The sequence below is a fragment of the Leifsonia sp. SIMBA_070 genome (genome assembly GCF_046534635.1).
In the GTDB taxonomy this organism is placed as follows: domain Bacteria; phylum Actinomycetota; class Actinomycetes; order Actinomycetales; family Microbacteriaceae; genus Leifsonia.
Map to the genome: position 1 here is coordinate 2,422,048 of NZ_JAWRYK010000001.1, position 25,944 is coordinate 2,447,991.

General features: G+C 71.8%; 30 protein-coding genes. 14 read left to right on the forward strand and 16 right to left on the reverse strand.

The window, feature by feature from the left end; genetic code table 11:
• Positions 1 to 21 precede the first annotated feature (21 nt).
• From SB754_RS11360 to SB754_RS11385, 6 genes are all read right to left on the reverse strand, one after another.
• The gene (locus SB754_RS11360) at positions 22 to 288 is read right to left on the reverse strand and encodes a hypothetical protein (RefSeq protein WP_410782431.1); all 267 of its coding nucleotides are present in this window, start codon (positions 286 to 288) and stop codon (positions 22 to 24) included.
• A 59-nt stretch (positions 289 to 347) separates the two neighbouring features.
• Positions 348 to 551, reverse strand: coding sequence for a hypothetical protein (locus SB754_RS11365; protein ID WP_410782432.1), 204 nt, complete (start codon positions 549 to 551; stop codon positions 348 to 350).
• Positions 552 to 701: 150 nt separating this feature from the next.
• Positions 702 to 2,321, reverse strand: coding sequence for a chaperonin GroEL (groL, locus tag SB754_RS11370; RefSeq protein WP_410782433.1), 1,620 nt, complete (start codon positions 2,319 to 2,321; stop codon positions 702 to 704).
• A 180-nt stretch (positions 2,322 to 2,501) separates the two neighbouring features.
• Complete coding sequence (locus tag SB754_RS11375) at positions 2,502 to 2,705, reverse strand: cold-shock protein (RefSeq protein ID WP_115695343.1); 204 nt, start codon at positions 2,703 to 2,705, stop codon at positions 2,502 to 2,504.
• A 169-nt stretch (positions 2,706 to 2,874) separates the two neighbouring features.
• Positions 2,875 to 3,435, reverse strand: a complete 561-nt coding sequence (locus tag SB754_RS11380) for a LytR C-terminal domain-containing protein (RefSeq protein WP_410782434.1) — start codon at positions 3,433 to 3,435, stop codon at positions 2,875 to 2,877.
• 21 nt (positions 3,436 to 3,456) lie between these two features.
• A complete protein-coding gene (locus SB754_RS11385; RefSeq protein ID WP_410782435.1) occupies positions 3,457 to 3,762 on the reverse strand; it encodes a DUF3263 domain-containing protein in 306 nt (101 codons plus the stop codon).
• Between the two features lie 191 nt (positions 3,763 to 3,953).
• Here SB754_RS11385 and msrB point away from each other — a divergent pair, with 191 nt between their 5' ends.
• The gene (msrB, locus tag SB754_RS11390) at positions 3,954 to 4,376 is read left to right on the forward strand and encodes a peptide-methionine (R)-S-oxide reductase MsrB (protein WP_410782436.1); all 423 of its coding nucleotides are present in this window, start codon (positions 3,954 to 3,956) and stop codon (positions 4,374 to 4,376) included.
• Positions 4,376 to 4,972 carry a nitroreductase family protein gene (locus SB754_RS11395; RefSeq protein ID WP_410782437.1) on the forward strand — a complete coding sequence of 199 codons (597 nt, stop codon included), beginning with the start codon at positions 4,376 to 4,378 and terminating at the stop codon, positions 4,970 to 4,972. Before msrB ends, SB754_RS11395 begins: the two co-directional genes overlap by 1 nt.
• Positions 4,973 to 4,984: 12 nt before the next feature.
• Here the strand turns inward: SB754_RS11395 and SB754_RS11400 are convergent, their stop codons facing one another.
• The 5 genes from SB754_RS11400 to SB754_RS11420 are packed head-to-tail and all read right to left on the reverse strand — an operon-like array spanning position 4,985 to position 9,637.
• Complete coding sequence (locus SB754_RS11400; RefSeq protein WP_410782438.1) at positions 4,985 to 5,935, reverse strand: DMT family transporter; 951 nt, start codon at positions 5,933 to 5,935, stop codon at positions 4,985 to 4,987.
• A gap of 37 nt (positions 5,936 to 5,972) precedes the next feature.
• Complete coding sequence (locus SB754_RS11405; RefSeq protein ID WP_410782439.1) at positions 5,973 to 6,095, reverse strand: hypothetical protein; 123 nt, start codon at positions 6,093 to 6,095, stop codon at positions 5,973 to 5,975.
• 10 nt (positions 6,096 to 6,105) lie between these two features.
• Positions 6,106 to 7,470 (reverse strand): dihydrolipoamide acetyltransferase family protein, encoded by a 1,365-nt coding sequence (locus tag SB754_RS11410; RefSeq protein ID WP_410782440.1) that lies wholly within the window; start codon positions 7,468 to 7,470, stop codon positions 6,106 to 6,108.
• Positions 7,467 to 8,528 (reverse strand): alpha-ketoacid dehydrogenase subunit beta, encoded by a 1,062-nt coding sequence (locus SB754_RS11415; protein WP_410782441.1) that lies wholly within the window; start codon positions 8,526 to 8,528, stop codon positions 7,467 to 7,469. Before SB754_RS11415 ends, SB754_RS11410 begins: the two co-directional genes overlap by 4 nt.
• Entirely contained in the window at positions 8,525 to 9,637 is a 1,113-nt protein-coding gene (locus SB754_RS11420; protein ID WP_410782442.1) for a thiamine pyrophosphate-dependent dehydrogenase E1 component subunit alpha, read from the reverse strand. The genes SB754_RS11415 and SB754_RS11420 overlap by 4 nt, the downstream gene beginning before the upstream one ends.
• Positions 9,638 to 9,765: 128 nt before the next feature.
• On the opposite strand from SB754_RS11420, the gene SB754_RS11425 reads away from it, so the two are divergent.
• The 4 genes from SB754_RS11425 to SB754_RS11440 all read left to right on the forward strand — a co-directional run bounded on the left by SB754_RS11425 (position 9,766) and on the right by SB754_RS11440 (position 13,237).
• A complete protein-coding gene (locus tag SB754_RS11425; RefSeq protein ID WP_410782443.1) occupies positions 9,766 to 10,194 on the forward strand; it encodes an Lrp/AsnC family transcriptional regulator in 429 nt (142 codons plus the stop codon).
• 202 nt (positions 10,195 to 10,396) lie between these two features.
• Positions 10,397 to 11,581: a thiolase family protein gene (locus SB754_RS11430; RefSeq protein WP_410782444.1), complete on the forward strand. Its 1,185-nt coding sequence runs from the start codon at positions 10,397 to 10,399 to the stop codon at positions 11,579 to 11,581.
• Positions 11,582 to 11,612: 31 nt separating this feature from the next.
• Positions 11,613 to 12,359, forward strand: coding sequence for an enoyl-CoA hydratase/isomerase family protein (locus SB754_RS11435; RefSeq protein WP_410782445.1), 747 nt, complete (start codon positions 11,613 to 11,615; stop codon positions 12,357 to 12,359).
• A complete protein-coding gene (locus SB754_RS11440; RefSeq protein ID WP_410782446.1) occupies positions 12,356 to 13,237 on the forward strand; it encodes a 3-hydroxyacyl-CoA dehydrogenase family protein in 882 nt (293 codons plus the stop codon). The genes SB754_RS11435 and SB754_RS11440 overlap by 4 nt, the downstream gene beginning before the upstream one ends.
• Here SB754_RS11440 and SB754_RS11445 read toward each other — a convergent pair.
• On the reverse strand, positions 13,212 to 13,613 hold the full coding sequence (locus SB754_RS11445; protein WP_410782447.1) for a PaaI family thioesterase: 402 nt from the start codon (positions 13,611 to 13,613) through the stop codon (positions 13,212 to 13,214). The two genes, SB754_RS11440 and SB754_RS11445, sit on opposite strands and share 26 nt — an antisense overlap.
• Before the next feature lie 66 nt (positions 13,614 to 13,679).
• On the opposite strand from SB754_RS11445, the gene paaZ reads away from it, so the two are divergent.
• On the forward strand, positions 13,680 to 15,755 hold the full coding sequence (paaZ, locus tag SB754_RS11450) for a phenylacetic acid degradation bifunctional protein PaaZ (RefSeq protein ID WP_410782448.1): 2,076 nt from the start codon (positions 13,680 to 13,682) through the stop codon (positions 15,753 to 15,755).
• Positions 15,756 to 15,840: 85 nt separating this feature from the next.
• On the opposite strand, the gene SB754_RS11455 is transcribed toward paaZ, so the two are convergent.
• Positions 15,841 to 16,434: a TetR/AcrR family transcriptional regulator gene (locus SB754_RS11455; protein WP_410782449.1), complete on the reverse strand. Its 594-nt coding sequence runs from the start codon at positions 16,432 to 16,434 to the stop codon at positions 15,841 to 15,843.
• 72 nt (positions 16,435 to 16,506) lie between these two features.
• Between SB754_RS11455 and paaA the strand changes: the two genes are divergently transcribed.
• The 6 genes from paaA to SB754_RS11485 are packed head-to-tail and all read left to right on the forward strand — an operon-like array spanning position 16,507 to position 21,019.
• Positions 16,507 to 17,493 (forward strand): 1,2-phenylacetyl-CoA epoxidase subunit PaaA, encoded by a 987-nt coding sequence (paaA, locus tag SB754_RS11460; protein WP_410782450.1) that lies wholly within the window; start codon positions 16,507 to 16,509, stop codon positions 17,491 to 17,493.
• Positions 17,490 to 17,777: a 1,2-phenylacetyl-CoA epoxidase subunit PaaB gene (paaB, locus tag SB754_RS11465; protein ID WP_410782451.1), complete on the forward strand. Its 288-nt coding sequence runs from the start codon at positions 17,490 to 17,492 to the stop codon at positions 17,775 to 17,777. Before paaA ends, paaB begins: the two co-directional genes overlap by 4 nt.
• Entirely contained in the window at positions 17,774 to 18,646 is an 873-nt protein-coding gene (gene paaC / locus SB754_RS11470; protein ID WP_410782452.1) for a 1,2-phenylacetyl-CoA epoxidase subunit PaaC, read from the forward strand. The genes paaB and paaC overlap by 4 nt, the downstream gene beginning before the upstream one ends.
• A complete protein-coding gene (gene paaD / locus SB754_RS11475; protein WP_410782453.1) occupies positions 18,640 to 19,122 on the forward strand; it encodes a 1,2-phenylacetyl-CoA epoxidase subunit PaaD in 483 nt (160 codons plus the stop codon). Before paaC ends, paaD begins: the two co-directional genes overlap by 7 nt.
• A gap of 10 nt (positions 19,123 to 19,132) precedes the next feature.
• Positions 19,133 to 20,221 carry a 1,2-phenylacetyl-CoA epoxidase subunit PaaE gene (gene paaE, locus SB754_RS11480; protein ID WP_410782454.1) on the forward strand — a complete coding sequence of 363 codons (1,089 nt, stop codon included), beginning with the start codon at positions 19,133 to 19,135 and terminating at the stop codon, positions 20,219 to 20,221.
• Positions 20,222 to 20,248: 27 nt separating this feature from the next.
• On the forward strand, positions 20,249 to 21,019 hold the full coding sequence (locus SB754_RS11485; protein ID WP_410782455.1) for an enoyl-CoA hydratase/isomerase family protein: 771 nt from the start codon (positions 20,249 to 20,251) through the stop codon (positions 21,017 to 21,019).
• 95 nt (positions 21,020 to 21,114) lie between these two features.
• On the opposite strand, the gene SB754_RS11490 is transcribed toward SB754_RS11485, so the two are convergent.
• Together SB754_RS11490 and SB754_RS11495 are read right to left on the reverse strand one after the other, a co-directional pair.
• The gene (locus tag SB754_RS11490; protein ID WP_410782456.1) at positions 21,115 to 22,452 is read right to left on the reverse strand and encodes a maltokinase N-terminal cap-like domain-containing protein; all 1,338 of its coding nucleotides are present in this window, start codon (positions 22,450 to 22,452) and stop codon (positions 21,115 to 21,117) included.
• A 75-nt stretch (positions 22,453 to 22,527) separates the two neighbouring features.
• Positions 22,528 to 23,970, reverse strand: coding sequence for a peptidoglycan DD-metalloendopeptidase family protein (locus SB754_RS11495; protein WP_410782457.1), 1,443 nt, complete (start codon positions 23,968 to 23,970; stop codon positions 22,528 to 22,530).
• A gap of 128 nt (positions 23,971 to 24,098) precedes the next feature.
• On the opposite strand from SB754_RS11495, the gene lepB reads away from it, so the two are divergent.
• The gene (gene lepB / locus SB754_RS11500) at positions 24,099 to 24,833 is read left to right on the forward strand and encodes a signal peptidase I (RefSeq protein WP_410782458.1); all 735 of its coding nucleotides are present in this window, start codon (positions 24,099 to 24,101) and stop codon (positions 24,831 to 24,833) included.
• A gap of 20 nt (positions 24,834 to 24,853) precedes the next feature.
• Here lepB and SB754_RS11505 read toward each other — a convergent pair whose 3' ends face one another.
• Positions 24,854 to 25,801 (reverse strand): siderophore-interacting protein, encoded by a 948-nt coding sequence (locus tag SB754_RS11505; RefSeq protein WP_410782459.1) that lies wholly within the window; start codon positions 25,799 to 25,801, stop codon positions 24,854 to 24,856.
• Positions 25,802 to 25,944 lie beyond the last annotated feature (143 nt).

The following is a 25,944-nucleotide window of genomic DNA, read 5'->3' on the forward strand; positions in this document are numbered from 1 at the left end:
AGTTCGGGTGACACGGCGAGGTCAGTCGGCCTGCCCCTGCTCGGGCAGTTCGGCGCTCGACGGCGAGCGAGGCACCGTCGACGTCAGCCGGTACTGAACACTGTCCGGCCACTGGCGGGCGTCCATCAGCTCGAACACCTCGAACACCGCCACCCCCGAGATCTCTGCGGGCACGCGGATCCGCCGCGGTGGGAACGACACGTCCGCCGGCAGCGTCAGTCGCTGGAGCGGCGCCCCGTCGTCGCGAAGCAGCAAGGCGGTGAAGAGCCTCTCGCCGAACTCGGTCATAGCCGTCAGCGTAGGCCCGGTCGCCGGAATCGTCACCCTCCCTCACGGGGGTCACCACGTCAGCGCGGCGGCGCCAGGCCGCTCCAGGCATGAGCTTCGTATTCGAGCTCCACCCCGGTGATCAGGCGGACGATCCGCGTCCCGTCGGCGAAAGTCAGGATGCGGGACACCGACGGCTCGTCCCACGCCGGAGAGCCGTTCGGAAGCCACGGCTCGTCCCGGCGTGGGGGCGCCAACCCATCGCCATCACTGGTGTCGGTCATCGTTTGCCCCTCCCCATCCCCCGGCGCAACACCCCTCCATGGTGGCGCTCCCACACGCGGCGCGCACCACTGAAGTTCTGAGAATCCATAAAGAAGAAGGCGCCCCCCGCTACGCGAGCGGGAGGCGCCTTCTTCAGGGAATGGCTGGACTCAGAAGTCCATGCCCGCACCCGGGTCGCCCACGGGCGCCGGGTTCTTCTCGGGCTTGTCGGCCACGACGGCCTCGGTGGTGAGGAACAGTCCGGCGATCGACGCGGCGTTCTGCAGCGCCGAGCGGGTGACCTTCACCGGGTCGTTGATGCCGGCGGCCAGCATGTCGACGTACTCGCCGGTCGCGGCGTTGAGGCCGTGTCCGACGGGCAGGTTGCGGACCTTCTCGACGACGACGCCGGCCTCGAGGCCCGCGTTGATCGCGATCTGCTTCAGCGGAGCCTCGATGGCGACCTTGACGATGTTCGCGCCCGTAGCCTCGTCACCGGTCAGCTCCAGCTTCTCGAACGCGGTCTTGCCGGCCTGGATGAGGGCCACGCCACCACCGGCGACGATGCCCTCCTCGACGGCGGCCTTCGCGTTGCGGACGGCGTCCTCGATGCGGTGCTTGCGCTCCTTGAGCTCGACCTCGGTGGCCGCGCCCGCCTTGATGACGGCGACGCCACCCGCGAGCTTGGCGAGGCGCTCCTGCAGCTTCTCGCGGTCGTAGTCCGAGTCGGTCGACTCGATCTCGTTGCGGATCTGCTGCACGCGGCCGGCGATGGCCTCGGAGTCACCGGTGCCCTCGACGATCGTGGTCTCGTCCTTCGTGATGACGACCTTGCGGGCCTGACCGAGCAGGTCGAGGGTGACGTTCTCGAGCTTGAGACCGACCTCCTCGGAGATGACCTGGCCGCCGGTGAGGATCGCGATGTCCTGCAGCATGGCCTTGCGGCGGTCGCCGAAGCCCGGAGCCTTGACGGCGACGGACTTGAAGATGCCACGGATCTTGTTGACGATCAGGGTCGCCAGGGCCTCGCCGTCGACGTCCTCAGCGATGATGAGGAGCGGCTTGCCGGCCTGGATCACCTTGTCGACGATCGGCAGAAGGTCTTTGATGTTGCTGATCTTCTGGTTGGCGATGAGGATGTACGGGTCTTCGAACACCGCCTCCTGGCGGTCCTGGTCCGTCACGAAGTACTGCGACAGGAAGCCCTTGTCGAAGCGCATGCCCTCGGTCAGCTCGAGCTCGGTGCCGAAGGTGTTCGACTCCTCGACGGTGACGACGCCCTCCTTGCCGACCTTGTCGATCGCCTCGGCGATGATCTCGCCGATGGTGGTGTCGCCAGCGGAGATGGATGCGGTGGCCGCGATCTCCTCCTTGGTCTCGACCTCCTTGGCGGACGCGACGAGCTCCTCGGTGACCGCCGCGACGGCCTTCTCGATGCCGCGCTTCAGCGTGATGGGGTCGGCGCCGGCCGCGACGTTGCGCAGGCCCTCCTTGACCAGGGCCTGAGCCAGCACGGTCGCGGTGGTGGTTCCGTCACCCGCGACGTCGTCGGTCTTCTTCGCGACCTCCTTGACGAGCTCCGCGCCGATCTTCTCGTACGGGTCGTCGAGCTCGATCTCCTTCGCGATCGAGACGCCGTCGTTCGTGATGGTCGGGGCGCCCCACTTCTTCTCGAGGACGACGTTGCGACCACGCGGGCCGAGGGTCACCTTGACGGTGTCCGCCAGGGTGTTCAGGCCGCGCTCGAGGCCGCGACGCGCGTCCTCGTTGAAAGCAATGATCTTTGCCATGTGTTTCTCGTCCCTCCCGGACGTGTGCGAAAGATTCCGATTTTTAGCACTCGATCAGATGGAGTGCTAAAGCGATTCTGGCACTCGTGGCTGTGGAGTGCAAGACGACTTCGCTGCGGGGGAACGACGAAGCGCCGCCCCTCGGGGGACGGCGCTCCGTGTGGTGCTGCTGGATCGGTGTCAGGCCAGTCGGACCGACTCGGCCTGCGGGCCCTTTTGCCCGGAGCCGACCTCGAACACGACCTGCTGGCCCTCTTCGAGAACCTTGTATCCCGCCATGTCGATCGCGGAGTAATGAACGAAAACGTCCTGTCCCCCACCTTCGACGGTGATGAAGCCGTAGCCCTTCTCAGCGTTGAACCACTTCACGGTCCCGTTCGCCATGCATTACTCCCATTGCTGTGTCGCTCGCGCGATCCGACGCCGCACGTTGAATCCCGATCCTAATGCGTGGAATACCGGGCGGCGCCAGCGATTTCGTGAATCCGTATCGAAATGTGGCCGAAGTTAAACACGTGCGTAACAAAGAGGAGAAGGGCGCTCCTCCGCGGGCTCACCCGGGGTAGTTCGCCCCGATGACGACGGTGATGTCCGCGCCGGTGTCCGAGAAGGCGGTGCTCTGCTGGATGGTCGCCCCCGGGAGGGACTGCGCGACGCCGAGGGCGGCCGCCTGGTTCGCCGGGTCTCCGTAGTAGATGATGGTGGCCGCGAGGTCGGTGCGGTCGGCATTCGCCAGCGCTCCGACCTTCCAGCCGGCGGCCGTCAGCTTGTCTCCTACCGTGCTCGCCAGCCCCTCGCGAGTGGTGCCGTTGAGCACGTTGACGCTGAGTGCCGGGTTCACCGTCGGCACGATGGTGGGCGTGGGGGTGGGGGTGGCCGTGGGGGTCGGCGTCCCGGTGCGGGAGGCGGAGGCCCCTGCGCCGTGGAACGAGATGCTGCCGTTCACCAGGGAGAGCCCGACGATGCCGGCGCCCACGAGCACGATGGTGGCGAGCGCCGCCCAGCCCACGGCCATCCAGCCTCGTCCTCGGGGACGCGGAGCCCGGTGAGCGCCGACGCGCTTCAGGTCGTCCGGGATCTCGTCGAACCGGTCGCGGGGGAACTTCTCTGCCATCGGGGGATGCGGTCCTTGGGGTCAGTCGCCGGACGGGAGGGTCCGAGCGTGTCGTGCGGCCAGCCTCGCCTCGCGGAGCCGCAGCAGCCTCTTGACGAGCATGGGGTCGTGGCGCAGCGCCGCCGGACGGTCGATCAGCGCACCGAGCAACTGATAGTACCGAGCCGCCGAGAGACCGAACTCCTCGCGGATGGCCTGCTCCTTGGCTCCGGCGTGCCGCCACCATTGGCGTTCGAACGCGAGGATCGCGGCATCCCGCTCACTCAGCTGTTCCGTGTCAGAGGGCTCGCGGTCGGCGGCCGGCCGTCCGTCTGCTGACCGGGCCACGCGCACCGCCTTCCCTTGTCACGGTTGCCGGGCCCGGCCGGCATGCCGGCCGCGCCCCGCGCTCGCACGTCATCCTAGGGCGCGTGCCCTGTGTGTTGCCCGTTTCGGTGCGGCACGTCGCGGTTCACCGGTCGGGAACAGTCCGTTCAGGTGCGCCGTTTAGTGTTGTGACGCAGAGAGTAAGGAGTGGCATGGCACACGACACGACGAGAGATGGCTACGACGTCACCAAGAGCGAGGACGAGTGGCGCCGCGAGCTCACCCCCGAGCAGTACGCGGTGCTCCGCCAGGCCGGGACCGAGCGTCCGTGGACCGGCGAGCTGCTCGACGAGAGCCGCGCAGGCCTGTACACGTGTGCCGCGTGCGGTGCCGAGCTGTTCCAGGCCGGCACGAAGTTCGACTCGGGATGCGGCTGGCCGAGCTTCTACGAGTCTGTGCGCCCGGAGGCCGTCGAGCTCCTGGAGGACGACAGCCTCGGGATGGTCCGCACGGAGGTCCGCTGCGCCAACTGCGGTTCGCACCTGGGCCACGTCTTCCCGGACGGATTCGGGACTCCGACCGGTGACCGCTATTGCATGAACTCGCTCTCGCTGAACTTCACCCCGGAGGCCTGATGAGCGATTCCCGCCGGAGCGATGTCGCGGTGCGCGATGCGGCCGTGAGCGATCTCGCCGCCCGGGTCGCCGCCCGCCGCTCGTACTCGCGCGTGACGGCCGACGCTCCGACGCACGACGAGCTGCTGCCCCTGGTGGCCGCGGCGGGGCGGGTGGCGGACCATAGCGCGTTGCACCCCTGGCGGATCATCGAGTTGCGCGGCGAGGCGCGGAACCGTCTCGGCGACGCGTTCGTGCGGGATGCGAAGGCCACGGGGTCGGAGGCCGAGAAGCTGGCGGCGAAGCCGTTGCGCTCGTCGCTGCTGCTCGCTGTGGTCTCCGTGCGGACGAAGAGCGAGAAGGTGCCCGGCTGGGAGCAGGACGCGGTCGCTTCGGGCGTCGCGCACATCCTGAGCCTGCTGCTGCATGACGCGGGCTGGGGTGTGATGTGGCGCACCGGTCACCACACCCGCTCGAAGGCGGTGCACCGGATGCACGGCCTGGAGAAGAACGAGCGGCTTCTCGGCTGGCTGTACGTGGGCGGGATCCCCGCGGACAGCAAGGAGGGCCACCGCACATCGCTCGACCCGAAGCGGTTCCTGACGACGCTGGACTGATCAGGAGTCCGCTCAGGCGGGCGCGCGCCGCCAGCTCCAGCGGACGCTCGCCACGGCGACCGCGACGATCGCGAGCAACGTGCCGCCGATGGTCGAGAACGCGAGAGCCGTCCCGGAGGTCGGCAGGAGCAGATCGAGCAGGAGCGCGGCCACCAGCTGGCCTGCGACCGTCGCGAGGCCGAGCAGCAGCACGCCGGTGATCCGGACGAGCAGCGCGGTGACGCCGATGAAGACGCACCCGAGCGCGCCGCCGATGTAGAGCCAAGGCTCCGGCGGCAGCTGCTTCGGGAGGCCGGCGAGCGCCCAGTGCCCGAGCATCAGCACCAGCAGCACCACGGTCCCGACGGCGAAGTTGATGAAGGTCGCGGTGAGGGCGCTCTCGGCCACCGCACGCACCTGGCCGTTGACCGCCTGCTGCCACCCGGTTCCGAGGCCTGCGATGAACGGCAGGATCAGGAGCAGCAGCGGGGCGGAGCCGCCGAACTGCGCAGAGACCGCCCAGGTCACGGCCGCCAGTGCGAGGAGCGCGCCGACCAGGCGCGCGGCGGTCAGCGGCCGACGGCCGCCCGGGCCGATTCCGACCCGATCGAGCACGAGACCGCTGATGGTCTGACCGGCGACCACCGCGACGGTGAACAGCGCGACGCCGAGCGCGGCGGCCGAGAGGCCCTGCGACAGCACGAGGAACGAACCCGCCGCTCCGCCGCAGACGTACCACCAGCGGATGCGCCGGTCGCGGAGCGCCTCGCGCACGCGGGCGAGGCCGCGACGTCCGGCCGGGGCGATGGCGAGCGCGACCGAGAGGATGATCAGGCCGGAGCCGAACGAGATGGCGGCGGCCGTGAAGCCGTCGCTCAGCCGGCTGCCGAGCTCGCCGTTGATGCGGGACTGCACCGCTACCAGGCCTCCGCACACCACGGCGAAGATCAGCGCGAGCCAGAGCGGGAGGGAGCGGGGAGTCACTCCCCCTACCCTAGGCCCGGGGCGCGCCTGTCAGCGATCAGGGCGCGGGCGCCCCGCCGTCGGTCGGCTCGGGGGTGGGCAGCCAGTCCACGTCCTCCTCGGGCGCGACCTCCTTCTCCTCGGTGAGGTCGTCGTCGTCGTCGTTCTTCTTGTCGCTCATGCCGGTCACATTACGCCCGCGCCGCCAGCGGTCCAGGCGTGTCCGCGAGCACGCCGAGCGGCGATTCGATGGCGTCGGCGACCTCGCGCAGGAAGCCCGCGGCGACCCCGCCATCGGTGACCCGGTGGTCGAAGACGAGGGAGAGCTGGAGGATGCGACGCGGCGCGATCGCACCGTCCACCACCCAGGGTCGCTCGATCGCACGGCCGAGGCCGAGGATGGCCACCTCCGGATGGTTGATGATGGCGGCGCTCCCGTCGACGCCGAGACTGCCGTAGTTGTTGATCGTGAACGTGGAACCGGCGAGCTCGACCGGGGGCAGCGTCCCCTCGCGCGCGGCCGTGGCGAGACGGTCGAGCTCCGCGTCGAGTTCGCGCACCGACAACCGGTCGGCGCGACGGACGACCGGCACCAGGAGGCCGCGGTCGGTGTTCGCCGCGAAGCCCAGGTTGACGCCCTCGAAGGTGACGAGCCCGTGGCCGTCGGGCGTGACGCGGCCGCCGAGTTCGGGATGCCGCGCGAGCGCGGCCAAGGCGAACCGGGAGACGAACGACAGGAACGAGGGCGCCCGGCCATCGCGGGCGAGCCGACGGCGTCCCTCCCACAGCTCGGTCGCGTCCACGTCCACCCAGACGGTGGCCTCCGGGATCTCCGCCCGGCTGCGCGACATCGTCTCGGCGACGGTGCGGCGCAGGCGGGAGAACGGGGTGGTCGCGTCGATGGTGAGGCCGGTGCGCGGGTCTGTGCCGGCGTCCGCGGCGGCGGCAGCGGGCCGGGCGCCGGCCGAAGCGGGAGCGGAGGCGCGCGGGAGGCCGACGGGCGCGGTTGCGAAGGCAGCCTCCACGTCGCGCCGGGTCAGCACTCCATCCGGGCGCGTCGGCCGCAGGGTCGCGAGGTCGATGCCGTGGCTGCGGGCGAGGGCACGGACCACCGGGGAGACGACGGGCACGACCCGGGGCGGGGCGGTCGGGCGCGGCGATGCGGTCGTGGTCGCCGTCGCGGCACCCGACCGGGCGACGCGATTCCTGCGCCCGGCGTGGGAGGTGGTGCCGTAACCGACGAGGACCTGGCCGGAGCCGCTCCCCTGTTCGGCCGAACGCGGTTCGGCTGGCCGCGCGGCGGCCTGCTCGACCGCCACCTCCTGCACTTCGATCAGCGGCGCACCGACCAGGATCGTGTCGCCTTCGCCGCCGTGCAGCGCAGCGACGGTCCCGGCATACGGCGACGGCACCTCCACCACCGACTTGGCGGTCTCCACCTCGGCGATCGGCTGGTCGGTCGTGACCGTGTCGCCGACCGCCACCAGCCAGCGGACCAGCTCCGCGTCGGTCAGGCCCTCCCCCAGGTCCGGGAGGGTGAACACCTTCGCGGTCATGCGTCCTCCCACTGCAGCGCATCCACCGCGTCGAGCACGCGGTCGACGTCGGGCAGGTAGAACTTCTCCAGCTTGGGAGGCGCGAACGGGGTGTCGAAGCCGGTGACCCGGCGGATCGGCGCCAGCAGGTGGTGGAAGCAGCGCTCGGAGACGCGGGCGGCGACCTCCGCGGCCACGCCGGCGAAGCCGGGCGCCTCGGCGATCACCACCGCGCGACCGGTGGCGCGGACGGCCGCGCACACGGTCTCGTCGTCGAACGGCACCAGAGAGCGGAGGTCGATGACGCCGAGCTCGCGGCCCTCCTCGGCCGCCGCCTCCGCTGCGGCGAGCGCCACCGGGACGGACGGGCCGTAGGCGATCAGGGTGGCGTCGCGGCCCTCCCGGGCGACCCGCGCGCGACCGATCTCGGGGAGCGGTGCGCGGGTGTCCACCTCGCCTGTGGTCCAGTAAAGCTTCTTCGGCTCGAGGAACACGACCGGGTCGTGATGCGCGATCGCCGCGCGCAGCATCCCGTACGCGTCCTGCGGGGTCGCCGGGGACACGACGGTGAGGCCGGGCGTGTGCACGTAGTAGGCCTCGGAGGAGTCGGAGTGGTGCTCGACGCCGCCGATCCCGCCGGCGTACGGGATGCGGATCACCATCGGAAGCCGCACGGCGCCCTTCGTCCGGTTGCCCATCTTCGCGACGTGGTCGACGATCTGCTCGAACGCGGGATAGGCGAACGCGTCGAACTGCATCTCGACGACCGGGCGCATCCCGTTCATGGCCATGCCGACGGCGGTGCCGACGATACCGGCCTCGGCCAGAGGCGTGTCGAAGCAGCGGTTCTCGCCGAAGCGCGCGCTCAGGCCGTCGGTGATGCGGAAGACGCCGCCGAGGGGGCCGACGTCCTCGCCGAAGACGAGCACGGAGGGGTCGGCGGCCAAGGCATCGGCGAGGGCGCGGTTGAGGGCCTGCGCCATGGTCAGGGTGACGGGGGCTTCGGGGGCTTCGGGGGCTTCGGGCGTCGTGTCGGCGTCCGCGGGTCGTTCTGCGGGCGCGTCGTGCATGAGCGTCATCGGGTGGCCTCCATCGTCGGGGATGCGGTCGCTCGGGCGGCGGCCAGCTCGGCGTCGAGCTGCTGCGCCTGCTCGCGGAGCTGCGGGGTGGGCGTGGCGTAGACGTGGGCGAAGAGGTCCTCGGGGTGGGGCTCGGCATCCGCCATGATCGCTGTGCGGAGGTCGGCGGCCACGCGCTCGGCGTGCGCCTGCGCCTCCGCGTCATCGCCGGCGTCGAGCGCACCCTCTGCGGTGAGCCAGGTGCGGAGGCGGAGCAGCGGGTCGCGGGCGAGCCACGGCTCCACCTCGCCGGCCGTCCGGTAGCGGGTCGCGTCGTCGGCGTTGGTGTGCGACTTGATCCGATAGGTGCGTGCCTCGACCAGGGTCGGGCCTCCCCCCTCCCGCGCCTCTGCCACCGCGTCGCCGAGCACCGCGAGCAGCGCGGCGAGGTCGTTTCCGTCGACCAGTCGGCCGCGCATCCCGTACCCGATGCCCTTGTGCGCGATGCTCGGCGCCGCGGTCTGCCTGCTGAGCGGCACGGAGATCGCGTAGCCGTTGTTCTGGACCAGGAAAACGACGGGGAGGTGGAACACCGCCGCGAAATTGAGCGCCTCGTGGAAGTCGCCCTCGCTGGTCGCGCCGTCGCCGCACATCGCGAGGACGACGGTGTCCTCACCGCGCAACCGGGCGGCGTGGGCGAAACCGACGGCGTGGAGCAGCTGGGTCGCCAGCGGCGTCGCCTGCGGGGCGACGTGGTGCACAGTCGGGTCGTAGCCGGAGTGCCAGTCGCCGCGCAGCAGGACGAACGCCTCGAACGGGTCGACGCCCCGTGTGATGACCGAGACGGTGTCGCGGTAGGTCGGGAACAGCCAGTCCTCGTCCGCCAGCACCATCGCGGCCGCGACCTCGCAGGCCTCCTGGCCGTGCGACGACGGGTAGACCGCCAGGCGGCCCTGGCGGACCAGCGCATCCGCCTGGTCGTTCAGCCGGCGGGCCAGCACCAGACGGCGGTAGCCGTCGAGCAGTGCGGCCGTGGACGGGAACGGGTGGCGGTCGTCCGGGTGGGACCCGCCGTCCTGGTCGATGAGCCGCAGCGGGGTGTCGCCGGGCAGCAGATCGTCCGCGTGCATCTGTTCTCCTTCGAAAGACGTCGCTCACTCTCATGGTGACTTCGTGGGACGGGAAACTCTATGGGTCGTCCGGAACCGAGACGGAACGGATGCGGCTGCGCGCCTGGCGTGCCAGACTGTCCAGCACCATGGACGACATCGACGTACGCATCCTGGACGCTCTGCGCGCCGACGGCCGCGCCTCCATCACCGCGGTCGCGGAGACGGCGCACGTGTCCCGCGCCAACGCCTACGCGCGGGTCTCCCGGCTGATGTCCGACGGCGTGATCACCGGGTTCACGGCGAAGGTCGACCCGCGCCTGTCCGGCCGCGCATCGTCGGCGTACGTCACCCTCCGTGTGGAGCAGGCCGACTGGCACGACCTGCGGGAACGGCTGCGACAGATCCCGGAGGTGGAGCACTTCGCGCTGGTCGGCGGCGACTTCGACGTCATCCTCCTGGTGCGCGCCCGGGACAACGAGGACCTGCGGCGGGTGGTGCTGGAGGAGCTGACCAGCATCCCGTCGGTGCGCGACACGAAGACGTCTCTCGTCTTCGAGGACCACGACCTCCGCTGACCCCCGCCCCTCCCAGCCGCTCCTCCCCGGATGCGTGTGCCGTCGTTTGTCACGTTCGCCCCTGCGCGCCCCGCCGCAAACGTGACGAACAGCAGCAGTCGGCAAGCGGGGCGCACGCGCGCGGGTTGCCCGGGGGCGGCGATTCTGCGACGATGCAATTGCTGAACGTTCGTTCGGTAATTCGGGTTCGAGGGAGAGCACGATGGCAGAGGCCTACCTCGTCGGCGGGGTGCGCACCCCGGTCGGCCGCTACGGCGGCGCGCTGGCGGGCGTGCGTCCGGACGACCTCGCCGCGCTCGTCGTCGCGGAGGCGGTCCGGCGCTCGGGGGCGCCCGGCGAGGCACTCGACGAGGTGATCCTCGGCGCCGCCAACCAGGCCGGCGAGGACAACCGGAACGTCGCGCGGATGGCCGTTCTGCTGGCGGGTCTCCCCGACGAGGTGCCCGCGATGACCGTCAACCGGCTGTGCGCCTCTGGGCTGACCGCGGTCATCCAGGCCGCGCAGGCCATCCAGGCCGGGGATGCCGACCTCATCGTCGCGGGCGGCGTCGAGTCGATGACGCGCGCGCCCTGGGTGCAGGCGAAACCCGACCGCCCGTGGGCCAAGCCGGGGCCGCAGTACGACACGTCGATCGGGTGGCGGTTCCCCAACGCGCGCCTCCTCTCCCGCGACAAGGCCACGTACACGATGCCCGAGACCGCGGAGGAGATCGCCCGCCTCGACGGGATCGGCCGCGAGGAGGCCGACGCCTTCGCCCTGGAGAGCCACCGCAGGGCGGCCGCCGCCGCGAACGCCGGCAGGTTCGACGACGAGCTCGTCTCCGTGGACACACCGGGAGGACGGGTCGGCGCCGACGAGGGCATCCGGCGTGACAGCAGCATGGAGGCCTTGGCCCTGCTCAAGCCCGTCGTCGCCGGCGGCAGCGTGGTCACGGCGGGCAACGCCTCCCCGCTCAACGATGGGGCGTCCGCGATCGTCGTCGCGAGCGCCGCGGCGGTCGAACGGTACGGCCTGCATCCGCGGGCGCGCGTCGTCGCCTCGGCGAGCGCCGGGGTCGCGCCCGAGGTGATGGGGCTGGGTCCGGTCCCCGCCACGCGGAAGGCGCTCGCCCGCGCCGGGCTCGACGTAGCCGACCTCGACGCGGTCGAACTGAACGAGGCCTTCGCCAGCCAGGCGCTCGCGTGCATCCGGCGGCTCGGCCTCGACCCGGCGACCGTCAACGCGGACGGCGGGGCGATCGCCCTCGGCCACGCCCTCGGATCGAGCGGGACCCGCATCCTCGTCACCCTGCTCGGCCGGATGGAGCGCGAGGGCGCGCGGCGCGGCCTCGCCACCATGTGCGTCGGGGTCGGGCAGGGCACCTCGCTCATCGTGGAGGCGGTATGAGCGGCGAGCACGGCAGGATCGGGGAGGCGGCATGAGCGACGAGCACAGCCTCGTCGTCGAGGAGCGCGCCGACCGCATCGTGGTCACCCTCGACCGGCCGGAGCGGCGCAACGCGATCGACCAGCGGATGGTCGACGAGCTGCACGCGGTCTGCGCGCGGCTGGAGGTGGCGCCGCGCATCCTCATCCTTGTCGGAGCGGGCGGCGTCTTCGCGTCCGGCGCCGATATCGCCGAGCTGCGCGACCGGACCGCGGCCGACGCGGCGCACGGCATCAACGACACGATCTTCTCCCGCATCGCGGCCCTCCCGATGCCCGTCATCGCCGCGCTCGACGGCTACGCGCTGGGCGGCGGAGCCGAGCTCGCCTACGCGGCCGACCTCCGGATCGGCACGCCGCGGCTGCGGATCGGCAACCCCGAGACCGGCCTGGGCATCATCGCGGCCGCCGGCGCACTCTGGCGGCTGCCCCGGCTGGTGGGCCTGCCGCTGGCGACGGAGCTGGTGCTGACCGGGCGCATCCTGACCGGCGAAGAGGCGCTCGCGGCCGGGCTCGTGAGCGACCTGTTCGAGCCGGCCGAGCTGCTCGACGCCGCCCACGCGCTGGCCGACCGGATCGCCGCGAACGACCCGCTCGCGACGCGGCTGACCAAGCGCGTGCTCAACGCCCCCGCGGAAGCGCATCCCGGCGCGGAGCGCGAGGCGCAGGCGCAGCTGTTCGAATCGCCCGAGAAGCACCGGCGGATGACGGAGTTCCTGCAGCGGAGGGTGGCCCGATGAGCGCCCTCCCCGAACGCGTCGCCGTGATCGGCGGCGGCCGGATGGGCGCCGGGATCGCCCACGCGTTCCTCATGGCGGGCGCTCACGTCGCGGTGGTGGAGCAGAACGCCTCGGCGGCGGCCGAGGCACGGGAGCGCATCCTCACCGCTGTGGAGGGCAGCATCCGCCGCGGTGCAACGGCCCCCGACCCGGCCTGCCTGCTGGTGACCGTGACCTGGGAGGCGCTCAGCACCGCCGGCTTGGCGATCGAGGCCGTGCCGGAGCTCGTTGGGCTGAAGCGGGAGACGCTGCGCCGCGCGGAGGACCTCCTCCCGCCGGACGCGGTGCTCGCCACGAACACCTCGTCACTGTCCATCGACGCGCTGGCGGAGCGGCTGCAGCGGCCGGGCGCGTTCCTCGGGCTGCACTTCTTCAACCCGGTCCCAGCCTCCTCGCTGGTCGAGGTCGTCCTCGGCACGGCGACCGCGCCCTCCACCGCCGACGCTGCGACCGGCTGGGTGGCCGGCCTGGGCAAGACGGCGATCACCGTGCGGGACTCCCCCGGTTTCGCGTCCTCGCGGCTCGGCGTGCTGCTCGGCCTGGAGGCGATCCGGATGGTCGAGGAGGGCGTCGCCACCCCCGACGACATCGACACCGCGATGGAGCTCGGCTACAAGCATCCCGTCGGGCCGTTGCGCCTGACCGACATGGTCGGCCTGGATGTCCGGCTCGACATCGCCGAGTACCTCGCGCGCGAGCTCGGGCCCCGCTACGAGCCTCCCGAGCTGCTACGGAAGATGGTCGCCGAGGGGATGCTCGGCCGCAAGACCGGCCAGGGGTTCTTCTTCTGGGACGACGACGGCAACTCCGTGCCTACCGCCCTGGGGCGTCGACGATGAGGTTCGTGATGCGCGCCGTGCAGAGCCGGTTGCCGTCCTCGTCGCTGATGACGACCTCGTGCGAGGCGATCGTGCGGCCCAGCCGGATCGCGGTCGCGACCCCCGTCACCACTCCCGACCGCGCGGCCCGGTGGTGGGTCGCGTTGATGTCCACGCCGACTGCGCTGCGCCCCGGACCCGCGTGGATGACGGCCGCCCACGAGCCGAGCGCCTCCGCGAACGCGACCGACGCGCCGCCGTGCAGCAGCCCGAACGACTGCCGGTTGCCCTCGACGGGCATGGTCGCCACGACGCGCTCCGCGGACTGCTCCAGGATGCGCACCCCCATCTTCACGTCGAGCTCGCCCAGTTCGATCGTCCAGTCGCCGTCGGCCATTCGGCCAGCATACGCATCCACATTCGCATCCATCTCCACGTTCGCGTCCACTCGAGGAGGCCACTCATGATCCTGCCCAGCTACATCCGTGACGAATGCTGGACGCCGGAGTCGGTCACCGGCATCGGCACCGACGACGCCGAGGCCGGCGCCGCCGAAGTGCTCGACGCCTCCACCGGGGCTCCGATCGTCCGGGTCAGCACCGCCGGGCTCGATCTCGCCGGAGCGCTGGAGCACGCCAGGACGGTCGGCCAGCGATCGCTCGGCGAGCTGACCTTCCACCAGCGCGCACTGCTGCTCAAGCAGCTGGCGCAGGCGCTCACCGAGCGGAAGGACGAGCTGTACGCGCTGTCCGCCCAGTCCGGCGCGACGAAGGCCGACTCGTGGATCGACGTGGACGGCGGCATCGGCGCCCTGTTCACCTACGGGTCGAAGGGACGGCGCGAGCTGCCCAACGCGCAGGTCGTGCTCGACGGGCCTGCGGAGCAGCTGTCGAAGGACGGCAGCTTCCTCGGCCGTCACGTCTACACGCGGCTCCCCGGCGTCGCGGTGCAGATCAACGCCTTCAACTTCCCGGTCTGGGGGATGCTCGAGAAGTTCGGGCCGTCGTTCCTGGCCGGGATGCCGACCCTGGTGAAGCCGGCGACTCCCACCGCATTCATCGCGGAAGCCGCAGTGCGGATCATGGTCGAATCCGGCCTCCTTCCCGCCGGCACGCTGCAGCTCGTCTCGGGAGGCGTCCCCGACCTATTCGAGCACCTGCGGCTCGGCGACCTGGTCGCCTTCACCGGGTCGGCCTCCACCGCAGAGCGGCTGCGCGCGAACGACTCGGTGCAGACCGGCGGGGTGCGGTTCACGAGCGAGACCGACTCCATCAACGCGTCGGTGCTCGGACCGGATGCGGTCACCGGCACCCCCGAGTTCGACGCGTACGTGAAGGGGCTGGTCGTCGAGCTGACGGCCAAGTCGGGGCAGAAGTGCACGGCGATCCGCCGGGCGATCGTGCCCGCGCCGCTGCAGGACGACGTGATCGCGGCCGTGCGCGACCGCATCGCCTCCCGCGTCGTCGTCGGCGACCCGCGCGCCGAAGGCGTGACGATGGGGCCGCTGGCGTCGCGGACCCAGCGCACGGAGGTCCTGCGGCAGGTCGCGCGGCTGGTCGCGGCGGGCGGCGAGCTCGTGCTCGGCGGCCTCGACCAGCCGACCGTGCGGCTCGCCGACGGCTCGACGGGCACGGCCCCCGACGGAGCGTTCGTCGCGCCGCTGCTGCTCCGGTTCTCCGACGCCTGGACGCCGGAGGCGCACACGGTGGAGGCGTTCGGACCGGTGGCCAGCATCCTCCCGTACGGGTCGCCCGAGGAGGCGGTCGCGCTGGTCGCGCGCGGCGGCGGGTCGCTGGTCACGAGCGTCGCGACGCACGACCCCGAGTTCGCCCGCACGCTGGTGCTCGGCTCCGGCGCGTACAACGGCCGCATCCTGGTGCTCGACCGGGACGACGCGCGCACCTCCACCGGGCACGGCTCGCCGATGCCGCACCTGGTGCACGGGGGCCCGGGACGCGCGGGCGGCGGGGAGGAGCTGGGCGGCATCCGGGCGGTGTTCCACCACATGCAGCGGACGGCGCTGCAGGGCTCGCCCGACCTGCTGACCGCGATCACGGGCGTCTGGCACCCGGGGGCGGCGACGGCGTCGGGCGCACAGCATCCGTTCCGCAAGTCGCTGGCGACCCTGCGGATCGGCGACCGGGTGGAGGCCGGCCCGCGGCGGATCACGCTCGACGACATCGAGGAGTTCGCGACGTCGACCGGCGACACGTTCTACGCGCACATGGACGAGGAGGCCGCGGCCGCGAACCCGTTCTTCCCCGGCCGGGTGGCGCACGGCTACCTGCTCGTCTCGTGGGCGGCCGGCCTGTTCGTGGACCCGGCGCCCGGCCCCGTGCTCGCCAACTACGGCCTGGAGGACCTGCGGTTCCTGACCCCCGTCGTCCCCGGCGACAGCATCCGCGTCGCCCTCACCGCGAAGCAGATCACCCCGCGCGAGACCGACGACTACGGCGAGGTCCGCTGGGACGCCCGCATCCTCAACCAGCGCGACGAGCTCGTCGCCACCTACGACGTCCTCACCCTCGTCGCCAAGTAACCCCCCACCGTCGAGTCCACACTTTTTGCACGCGACACGCCGGTGGGGCGTGCAGAATTCGTGTACTCGACGGTGGGGGGAGGGGTCAGCGGAGGGCGAGGGCGAGGATGGTGTCGGCGAGGTCGTCGGGGGTGAGCGGGCCCGCGGGGGTGTACCACTCGGTGAGGGAGTTGATCATGCCGAAGAGGAGACGGGCGACGACCGCTGGGTCGGCGTCGGTGCGCAGCGAGCCCTCGGCACGCGCCTCGGCGACGAGTGCGGCGACGGCGTGGTCGAAGGTGCGCCGGCGGGCCAGCGCCGCCCGCTCCACCTCCGTGTTGCCGCGCACGCGCAGCAGCAACGTCACGTAGGGCAACCGGTCCGCGAGCACCCGCACGGCGCCGCGCAGGACGAAGGCCAGCCGGTCGGCGGCGGGGCCGTCGACGGCTTCCGGCGCTCGCAGCACCCCCTCCAGACCGTCGAGCGCCTCGTCGAGCGCCAGCCCGAGCAGCTCGTCCTTGGAGGCGACGTGGTGGTAGATCGCCGACTTCGACAGGCCCAGCCGCTCGGCGAGCATCCCGATCGAGGTGGCGTCGTAGCCGTGCTCGTTGAAGGCGGCCACGGCGACTTCGAGGATGCCGCGCTGGTCGTACCCGGGCCGCCCGCGCCGCAGCGTCTCCGAATCCGCCGTCTCGGTCATCCGCTCAGTCTGGCATGTCGCACCCCTCGCGGCATATACTGACCGAACGATCAGTAAGTAAAGGGGAGGTCGATGGAGACCACCACGGAGCCCACCACCGCGAGCGCCGATACCGCCGCCGAGCAGGCCCGGTTCGACGAGCTCATCGCCACCGACTCCCGCGTGGAGCCGCGCGACTGGATGCCCGACGACTACCGCCGCACGCTCATCCGCCAGATGTCCCAGCACGCGCACTCGGAGATCATCGGGATGCAGCCGGAGGCCAACTGGATCTCGCGCGCTCCCAGCCTCAAGCGCAAGGCCATCCTGATGGCCAAGGTGCAGGACGAGGCCGGTCACGGCCTGTACCTCTACTCCGCCACCGAGACGCTCGGCATCACGCGCGATGAGCTGACCGAGCAGCTGCTGTCGGGACGCGCCAAGTACTCCTCGATCTTCAACTACCCCACGCTCAGCTGGGCCGACATCGGCGCGATCGGCTGGCTGGTCGACGGCGCGGCGATCTGCAACCAGGTGCCTCTCTGCCGCTGCTCGTACGCTCCGTACGGCCGCGCGATGGTCCGCATCTGCAAGGAGGAGTCGTTCCACCAGCGGCAGGGTTTCGAGATCCTGCTGTCACTGATGCACGGAACCCCCGAGCAGCAGCGCATGGCGCAGGATGCGGTGAACCGCTGGTACTGGCCGTCGCTGATGATGTTCGGCCCGCCGGACGGCGACTCCCCCAACTCGGCCCGCTCGATGGGCTGGAAGATCAAGCGGTTCTCGAACGACGACCTCCGGCAGCGGTTCGTCGCCATGCTCGTCCCCCAGGCGGAGGCGCTCGGCGTCACCCTCCCCGACCCGGACCTCCGCTGGAACGACGAGCGCCAGGCGTACGACCTGGGCCCGATCGACTGGTCGGAGCTGCAGGAGGTCATCGCCGGCCGCGGCGCCTGCAACGCGCAGCGACTGCAGCGCCGGCGCGAGGCGCACGAGGACGGCGCTTGGGTCCGGGAGGCCGCGGCGGCCTATGCCGCGAAGCACCATGCCACCCGTGAGAAGCGGGAGGCGGTCGCATGACCGCCGAGCCGTGGCCGCTCTGGGAGGTCTTCGTGCGCGCCTCTCGCGGTCTCAGCCACGTCCATGTCGGCTCGCTGCACGCACCGGATGAGGAGCTCGCGGTGCGCAACGCACGCGACCTGTACACGCGTCGCGGCGAGGGCGTCTCGATCTGGGTGGTCCGCTCGGACGCGATCACCGCGAGCGACCCCGACGCGAAGGACGCCTTCTTCACCTCCCCCGAGGGCAAGAACTTCCGGCACGCGACGTATTACACGGCTGCGGAGGGGGTGAAGCACCTGTGACGGATGCGCACCTCGACCACACGCACACCGACGACACGCACATCGAGCCCGGCCACATCCAACTGAGCGCCGTCACGCTCTCGGACGAATTCGTCACTTCTGAGGTCCCGCCCACCCCCGAGGTCGCCGAGTACGCGCTCTGGCTGGGCGACGACTCCCTCGTGCTCGCCCAGCGCCTGGGCGGCTGGATCACCCGGGCCCCCGAGCTGGAGGAGGATGTCGCGCTCGCGAACATCGCGCTCGACCTGCTCGGCCACGCTCGCTCCCTGCTCCGTTACGCCGGCGCGGCGACCGGACGCACCGAGGACGACCTCGCCTACTGGCGCGACGAGGGCGAGTTCCGCTCGGCGCATCTGTTCGAGCAGCCGAACGGCGACTTCGCACACACGATCGTCCGCCAGTTCGCGGCCGCCCACTACCTGTACGCGCTGTACGACCGGCTGCGCGCCTCCACCGATCCGGTGCTGGCCGGCGTCGCGGGGAAGGCGGTCAAGGAGGTCGACTACCACCGCGACCACGCCGACCAGTGGATGCTGCGCCTGGCCCTCGGCACCGACGAGTCGCGGCGGCGCACCCTCCGGGCGCTGGAGGACGTGTGGCCGTACGTCGCCGAGCTGTTCTCCGACGACGCGATCCCCGCCTCCCTCTTCGATGCACTCGAGGCGGAGGGCGTGGCGGCCCGTCCCTCCTCCCTCCGCGCCGCCTTCGACGCCGACATCGCCCCCGTGCTCGCGGAGGCGCAGCTCGACCTCCCGCGCGCCTTCGAGGCGGCGGGAGGCGGCCGCCGCGGCCGTCACTCCGAGCATCTCGCGCCGCTCCTCGCCGAGTTGCAGGTGCTCGCCCGGCAGCATCCGGGGGCATCGTGGTGACGCATCACGCCGACGCGGCACGCGCGTGGTCCGCGGCGGCCGCCGTCGTCGACCCCGAGGTGCCGGTGCTGACCATCGACGACCTGGGCGTCCTGCGCGAGGTGAGCGTCTCGGACGACGGCGTGGAGGTGGTCATCACCCCCACCTACTCCGGCTGCCCGGCGATGGACGCGATCCGGGAGGATGTCGTCCGCACCCTCACCACGGCCGGTTTCGGCGACGTGCACGTCCGCCTGGCCCTGTCGCCCGCCTGGACGACGGACTGGATCAGCGCCGCCGGACGGTCGGCGCTCAAGGAGTACGGCATCGCGCCGCCCTCCGCGGCAGGTCCGGTCAGCCTCCGCCTGTCGGTGAAGTGCCCGCACTGCGGCTCGCTCGACACGCGCGAAGTGGCGCACTTCGGCTCGACCTCCTGCAAGGCGCTGTTCGTCTGCCGCGAGTGCAGCGAGCCGTTCGACCACTTCAAGGCGCTGTGAGGCGCGGCTGATGGCGCGGGCCCGTTTCCACTCGCTCGCGGTCGCCGAGGTGCGGCCGCTCACCGCCGCCAGCGTCGAGGTCACCTTCGCGGTGCCCGAGGAGCTGCACGGCGAGTACGACTACCTTCCCGGACAGCACGTCGCGCTGCGCGCGCACGTCGCGGGGCGGGAGCTCCGCCGCAGCTACTCGCTGTGCCGGCCGCCGTCCCCCGGGCGGATCAGCGTCGCCATCAAGCGCGACCTGGGCGGCGCGTTCTCCAGCTGGGCGACCAGCGAGCTGCGCGCCGGCGACCGGATCGACGTGATGAGCCCGCAGGGCACCTTCACGGTCGACCCTGCGAGCACGGCCGACCGCCACATCGTCGGGATCGCCGCGGGCTCCGGCATCACCCCGCTGATGGCGCTGGCGTCCAGCATCCTGGCCGGGTCCTCCACCTCGCGCTTCACCCTCGTCTACACGAACCGCACGGCGATCGACGTGATGTTCCTGGAGGAGCTCGCCGATCTGAAGGACCGCTACCCCGCCCGCCTCGCTCTGCACCACGTGCTGTCGCGTGAGCAGCGGTCGGCGCCCCTGCTCTCCGGCCGCATCGACGAGGACCGGCTGCGGAGGATGCTGGACACGCTGATCCCGCCGGACTCCGTCGACGAGTGGTTCCTGTGCGGACCGTTCGAGCTCGTGCAGCTGTGCCGCGACGTGCTGGAGGCCTCCGGGGTCGCGCGTCAGCGCATCCACTTCGAGCTGTTCACCACCGGAGAGCCGGGCGAGGCGCGCGGCGACAGCGGACGGCCGGTCGTCGTGCACGAGGGCGAGCGCACGGCGGACATCGAGTTCACCCTCGACGGCCTGACCTCGACGGTGACCACGCCGGTGGACGCGAACGAGTCGGTGCTGAACGCGGCCCTGCGGGTTCGACCGGACGTGCCGTTCGCCTGCACCGGCGGCGTGTGCGGCACGTGCCGTGCCCGGCTGCTCTCCGGCGACGTGCGGATGACGGAGAACTACGCGCTGGAGCCCGAGGAGCTGGAGCGCGGCTACGTGCTGACCTGCCAGTCCCATCCCCTGACCGACCGCGTCGTCGTGGACTACGACGGCTGACCCGACCGCACCAGCCCTGGAGGCACCGTGATCGACCTCGACATCGCCGACAGCGTCGCGCGGGTGACGCTGAACGCGCCGGAGCGGCTGAACGCGCTCGGCGCGGACGACCTCCGCTCGCTGGACTCGGCCGTTGCGGAGGCCGAAGCCGCGGGCGTGCGGGCGCTCGTCCTGCGTGGCGAGGGCCGCGCCTTCTGCGCCGGCCGCGACATCGCCGGAGTCGACCCCGCGACGGATGACGTCAGCGGCTACCTCGACGGTCTGGTGACCCCGCTGCTGCGGCGCATCGCGGACTTCCCCGCGCCGACGTTCGCGGCCGCGCAGGGCGCCTGTCTCGGGGTCGGCCTCGGGTTGCTGGTTGCGACGGACGTGGTGTACGTCGCGGAGGACGCGAAGGTCGGCTCCCCCTTCGCCGCCCTGGGCGCGACTCTGGACTCGGGAGGCCACTGGCTGCTCGTCTCCCGCCTCGGCCCGAACCGCGCGCTCGATCTGATCTACTCGGGGCGCCTGATCTCAGGAACGGAGGCGGTCGCGGGCGGACTCTTCTCGCGGGCGCTCCCGGCCGCGGAGCTCGACGGCGCCGTGGAGGCTGCCGCGGCCGCCGCCGCCGGGGGCGCGACGCAGGCGTTCCTGGCGAGCAAGCGGATCGTCGCCGGCCTCCGCGACGGAAGTCTCGACTTCTGGGGCTCGATCGCCGCCGAGAACGCGGCGCAGGCGGCCCTCCGCGACACGGCCGACTACCGCGAGGGCTTCCGTGCCTTCCAGGAGAAGCGCAGGCCGGGCTTCACCGGCCGCTGACCGCTTCCGTCGAGTGGTGACATCATGCGGCAATCCGGCGCGAATAGGAGCATCTACTCACCACTCGGCGACAGGCGGAGGGCGGAGGGCGGAGCTCAGCCGACGCGGGTGGCGAGCAGGCGCTGCACCGCGGCCAGCGGGATGGGGATCCACGCTGGGCGGTGGCGCGCCTCGTAGGCGATCTCGTAGACGGCCTTGTCGAGCTCGAACGCGTCCAGCAGCAGGCGGAACTCCTCCACCTCGCCGCCCGCGACCGAGGCGTAGCCGTCGAGGTACGCCGCTCGCGCGTCCGTCGCCCAGCCGCTCGCGTCGATCGGCGTGTCCCGCCGGGCCAGCGAGCCGGCGACGTAGTCGAAGGAGCGCAGCATCCCGGCCACATCGCGCATGGTCGCGTCGGGCAGTGCGCGCTCGGCCAGCGGCCGCAGCGGCTCGCCCTCGAAGTCGATGAACTGCCACCCGCGGTCCGGCGAGTGCAGCACCTGGCCGAGGTGCAGGTCGCCGTGGATGCGCTGCAGCAGCGGGAGCGGCGCAGCAGCCGCCTCCTCGTAGACGGCCGCGATCCCGGGCCGGAGCTCCTCCACCTCGGGCACCTCGGTGGTGGTGACCGTGAGCCGTCGGAACATTCCGTCGAGCGCGCGCGCCACATCCTCCCGGGTCGCCGGCGACGTCGGAAGCACGCGCGCCATCATCCGGTGCAGCTCCGCGGTCCCCGCGCCGAGCAGGTGGGCGCGCTCCGTGAAGTCCTCGCCGTGCTCCGCGGCACTGACCGCCAGCTCCCAGCCGTCCTCGGCGCCGGGGACGAAGTCCTGCATCAGGGCGAGCTCACCGGAAGCCGTCGAGCCGTCCGCGGCGGGCCACTCCCCGGTCAGCCAGCCCAGCAGCGCGGGCGTCCGCCGCGAACCGCCGGCCGTGAGCGCCGCCAGGGTGGAGACGTCCGGGTTCTCGCCGTCCTGCACCACCCGGAACACCTTGATCAGGGCCGGGCGCCCGTCGTCGAGTTCACCGACGATGGAGGTGTTGGACTGCTCACCCGTCAGCTTGCGCGAGGAGCGGATGACCAGCCGCTCGCCGAGCGTGTGCCCCTGTGCGTGGGCGTTGCTGCCCTCCGCCCGCTCCTGGCCCGTCATGAGCTGGACCAGCGTCGCGACGTACGCCTCCTCGGTCGGGCCGTCGTACAGGTAGCGGCCCCCGGCCTCGCCGATGAGGGCGGTTTCGTCGCCCTCCCGCTGGACACGAGCGACGACCGGCACCTGGTACACCCGCGGCGTCCGCGGCGCGTCATCTGCGAAGAAGTAGGTGACGATTCGGACGTCGGCGTCGGCCGGCTCGGCGTCGAACGCGGCGAGGAGGCGCAGGCGGGGCTCGACGTTCTTCGTCGAGTACCAGCGCTGGCGCCGCATCCACGTCCCGACCAGCTCGGTGAGTTCGGTCATGCCTGAACCGTACGCCCGCTCCGGCGTTTGCGCGCCGGGCGGTCAGGCGATCGGGAGGATCGGGATTCGGGTGGCTCAGCGGGTCCCGAGGGTGATCCCCCGCGCGGCCATGAACGGCTGCGGATCGATCTGCAGGCCGCCGACGCGGACCTCGAAGTGCAGGTGGCACCCGGTCGACAGTCCGGTCGATCCGACCTGCGCGATCGGCTGCCCTGCTGCGACGTGCTGCCCGACCGTCACGCCGATCCCGCCGTCGCGGATGTGACCGTAGGCGGTCTCCACGCCGCCACCATGGTCGATGAGGATGAAGTTGCCGTAACCGCTGAACGGCCCGGCCCGCTCGACCGTGCCGGCGGCAGCGGCGTACATCGTCGTGCCGCAGGCGGCACCGATGTCGTCGCCGGGGTGAAACAGCGCTGTGCCGAGAGGGCGGGAGGGCCGCGGCCCGAACACGTCGGTGATCGGACCGTGCACGGGGAGCGCCCAGCCGCTCGCCACGAGGGCCGGGTCGGAGGTCAGCACCTGGAAGTCGGAGCCGGCGGAGATGACGGTCGGGGCGGCCGCGAGCGCCTCGGACGCGGCATCCACCTGTGCCTGCGCGTCGGCGACCGCCTGCTGCGGGCTGTCGACGTCGATCGCGGTGACGGCGTCGGCGGCGCCCTTGGCCTGCTGCGTGAGCTTCTGCGCGACCTTCTTCTCGCCGGCGGCGGCGCGGATGGCGGTGTCGCGGTCGGCGGAGAGCCTCGCCAGGCGGTCTGCCGCCCCCAGCTTCGTCAACAGGTCGCCGGGGCCGCGCAGCGCGGCGCTGAGAGGATCCTGCGTCAGGAGGTGCGTGCCCGAGGAGCGGATCAGCGCGGTCGCGAACGCCGCTGCGGCCTGAGACCGCTTGGTCGCCGCCGCCGCCCGCTGCTTCACCGCGTCGGCGACCGCCTGGGCCTGGTCGTGCTCCCGCTGGGCGTTGTCCGCCTCCTGCGTGGCATCGGCGAGCTGCTGCTGCGCCGTGGCCAGGTCACTCGCGAGCTCCGCGGCCTGTGCCAGCTCGGCAGGGTCGACGCTGTCGAACTGCGGCAGGTCGGGGGCGGTGAGGGTGATGTCGTCCGTCGGCGGCGGCGTGGTCGCGCCCGGAGCTGCGGGGGTCCCGGACGGGCTCGGTGTGGGGGTCGGCGTGGGTGTGGGCGTCCCGGACGGGTCGGGCGTAGGGGTCGGCGTGGGCGTGGGAGTCGGCGTCCCCGTGGGGTCGGGCGTCGGGGTCGGCGTAGGCGTCGGCGTGCCCGTCGGGTCGGACGGCGACCCCGTGGGGTCCGGCGTCCCCGTCGGATCCGACGTCGTCGCGGGAGGTGTCGGCGCCGCCGTCTCCGTCGGCGCGGGAGCGCAATTCGCGGTGCACTCGTCGGCCGCGGCCGCCTGCGGCACGGCGAGAAGGCCGCCTGCGACGAGGGCGAGAGCGGCACAGGCGTGAATCAGGCGCGGCCCCGGGGACCGCGTCGCCGCCCTTCGCCGTCCGAATGCTCGCCGCATGATCGCAATGGGCCTGCGACACATGCCGCGAGGCCGTAGTGAGATCGTCTCACTCACGGGGTCGGTGGACAAGAGACCCCGGCCGGTCGGATGCAGCTCACAGGATCCGCACGTTACGGTGGGGGGTTGTGACCGACAGTACCGCCACCGCGCGCCCGCGACGATCCGCCCGGCGCACGTCCAGCTGGAAGACCCTGCTGCGCGATGTGGTGGTCATCTTCGTCGTAGCGGTGCTGGTCTCGTTCCTCATCAAGACCTTCGTCGCGCGGTCCTTCTACATCCCGTCCGGATCGATGGAGAACACCCTCCAGATCAACGACCGGATCATCGTCAACGAGCTGCAGCCGAAGGTGTTCGGGTTGCAGCGCGGCGACGTCGTCGTGTTCAAGGACCCGGGCGGCTGGCTCCCGCCGGCGCCCCCTGCGACCGGGAACGCCCTGCAGCAGGGGGTCGGCGCCGTCCTCGACTTCGTCGGCCTCGGCGCGTCCGACTCCGATCAGCACCTCGTGAAGCGCCTCATCGGCCTCCCGGGCGATCACATCAGCTGCTGCAACGCCCTCGGTCAGATGAGCGTGAACGGCGTACCGCTCAAGGAGCCGTACGTGCTGCTCCCTGCCGGCGTGCAGGCCGTGTCGGAGAAGTCGTTCGATGTCACCGTTCCGGCGGGCACCGTCTGGGTGATGGGTGACAACCGGTACAACTCGGCCGACTCCCGTTACCACATGGACGACCCGGGCAAGGGCTTCGTTCCGCTGTCGGACGTCGTCGGCAAGGCGTTCGTCATCAGCTGGCCGGCCAGCCACTGGACCTGGCTCGACGACTACCCCGACGTCTTCCGCGGCGTCGAGCGCGACGACCAGTAACAGCGACCAGTAGCGCCCCCTCAGTTCTCGGCGCGACCCAGGCGCCAGTAACCCATGAAGGCCACGCGCGAGCGGTCGATCCCGTGTCCGCGCACGAGAAGGCGCCGGAGGGTCTTGACGGCCGCCGACTCCCCCGCGATCCAGGCGTAGAAGCCGGCAGGGACGGCCTCGGCGGTCTCCCACAGGATGTCGTTGTCCACATCCACATCGTCCAGCGCCTGCCTGCTGTGGGCGGACGCGGCGGACACCAGCCGCGGATGCTCGCGCAGCCACTCCTCGACGGCGGGCACGAGGGCGCTTCCGCTGGCCGATCCGCCGCGCGCCAGCCAGGTGACGGTCGCGTGCTGCGGCAGCCGGAGAGGGAGGGCGTCCTCCTTCGACGGCACTTCGATGAACGCCCGCGCGCGGCGGCCGGAGGGCAGGGCCCCCAGGATGGAGGCGATGGCCGGGGCCGCCGTCTCGTCTCCGGCGAGCAGCAGCTCGCGCGCGTCGCCGGGACGCCAGTCGATGCCGACACCGCGGTGCGGGCTCCGCGCGTCCGGCCCGATCACGTACAGTTCGTCCCCCGCCCGGGCCGAAAGCAGCCAGCGGGAGGCAGGACCGCCATCGCCGTGCACCACGAAGTCGACCTCGAGCCGGCATCCCACCGTGTCGATGGACCGGACCGTGTACGTGCGGAACGGATTGCGCCGGTCGTCGGGCAGGGCCCGCCACCGGGCGTACCAGTCGCCGGCCAGCTGCGCCTCCTCGTCGTCGAGACCGAGGTCGGAGAAGCTGCCGCCGGGCAGCGGGAAGAGCAGCTTGATCCGCTGGTCGAGGCATTCCGTGCCGAAGTGCTGGAACTCGTCGCAGCGGAAGGTGACGCGGGTGAAGTGCGGGCTCAGCGTCCTGACCTCGGCGACGCTCGCGCGATACGGCCGGTACGCCGGGCGGGGATGCTCGGTGCGGGTCGGGGCGAGGATGGTCACAGCGGTTCTTCCGGGTCGGGGAGGCGGACGGAGCGAACTAAGGTAAGGCTACACTAACTAGGCTCGCGGCCTCCTGACGATCTCCTGAATTCGGGCAACAGCACGAGTCCCGGTGCAGAATGTCGAAGAGCGGCGCATTCGTT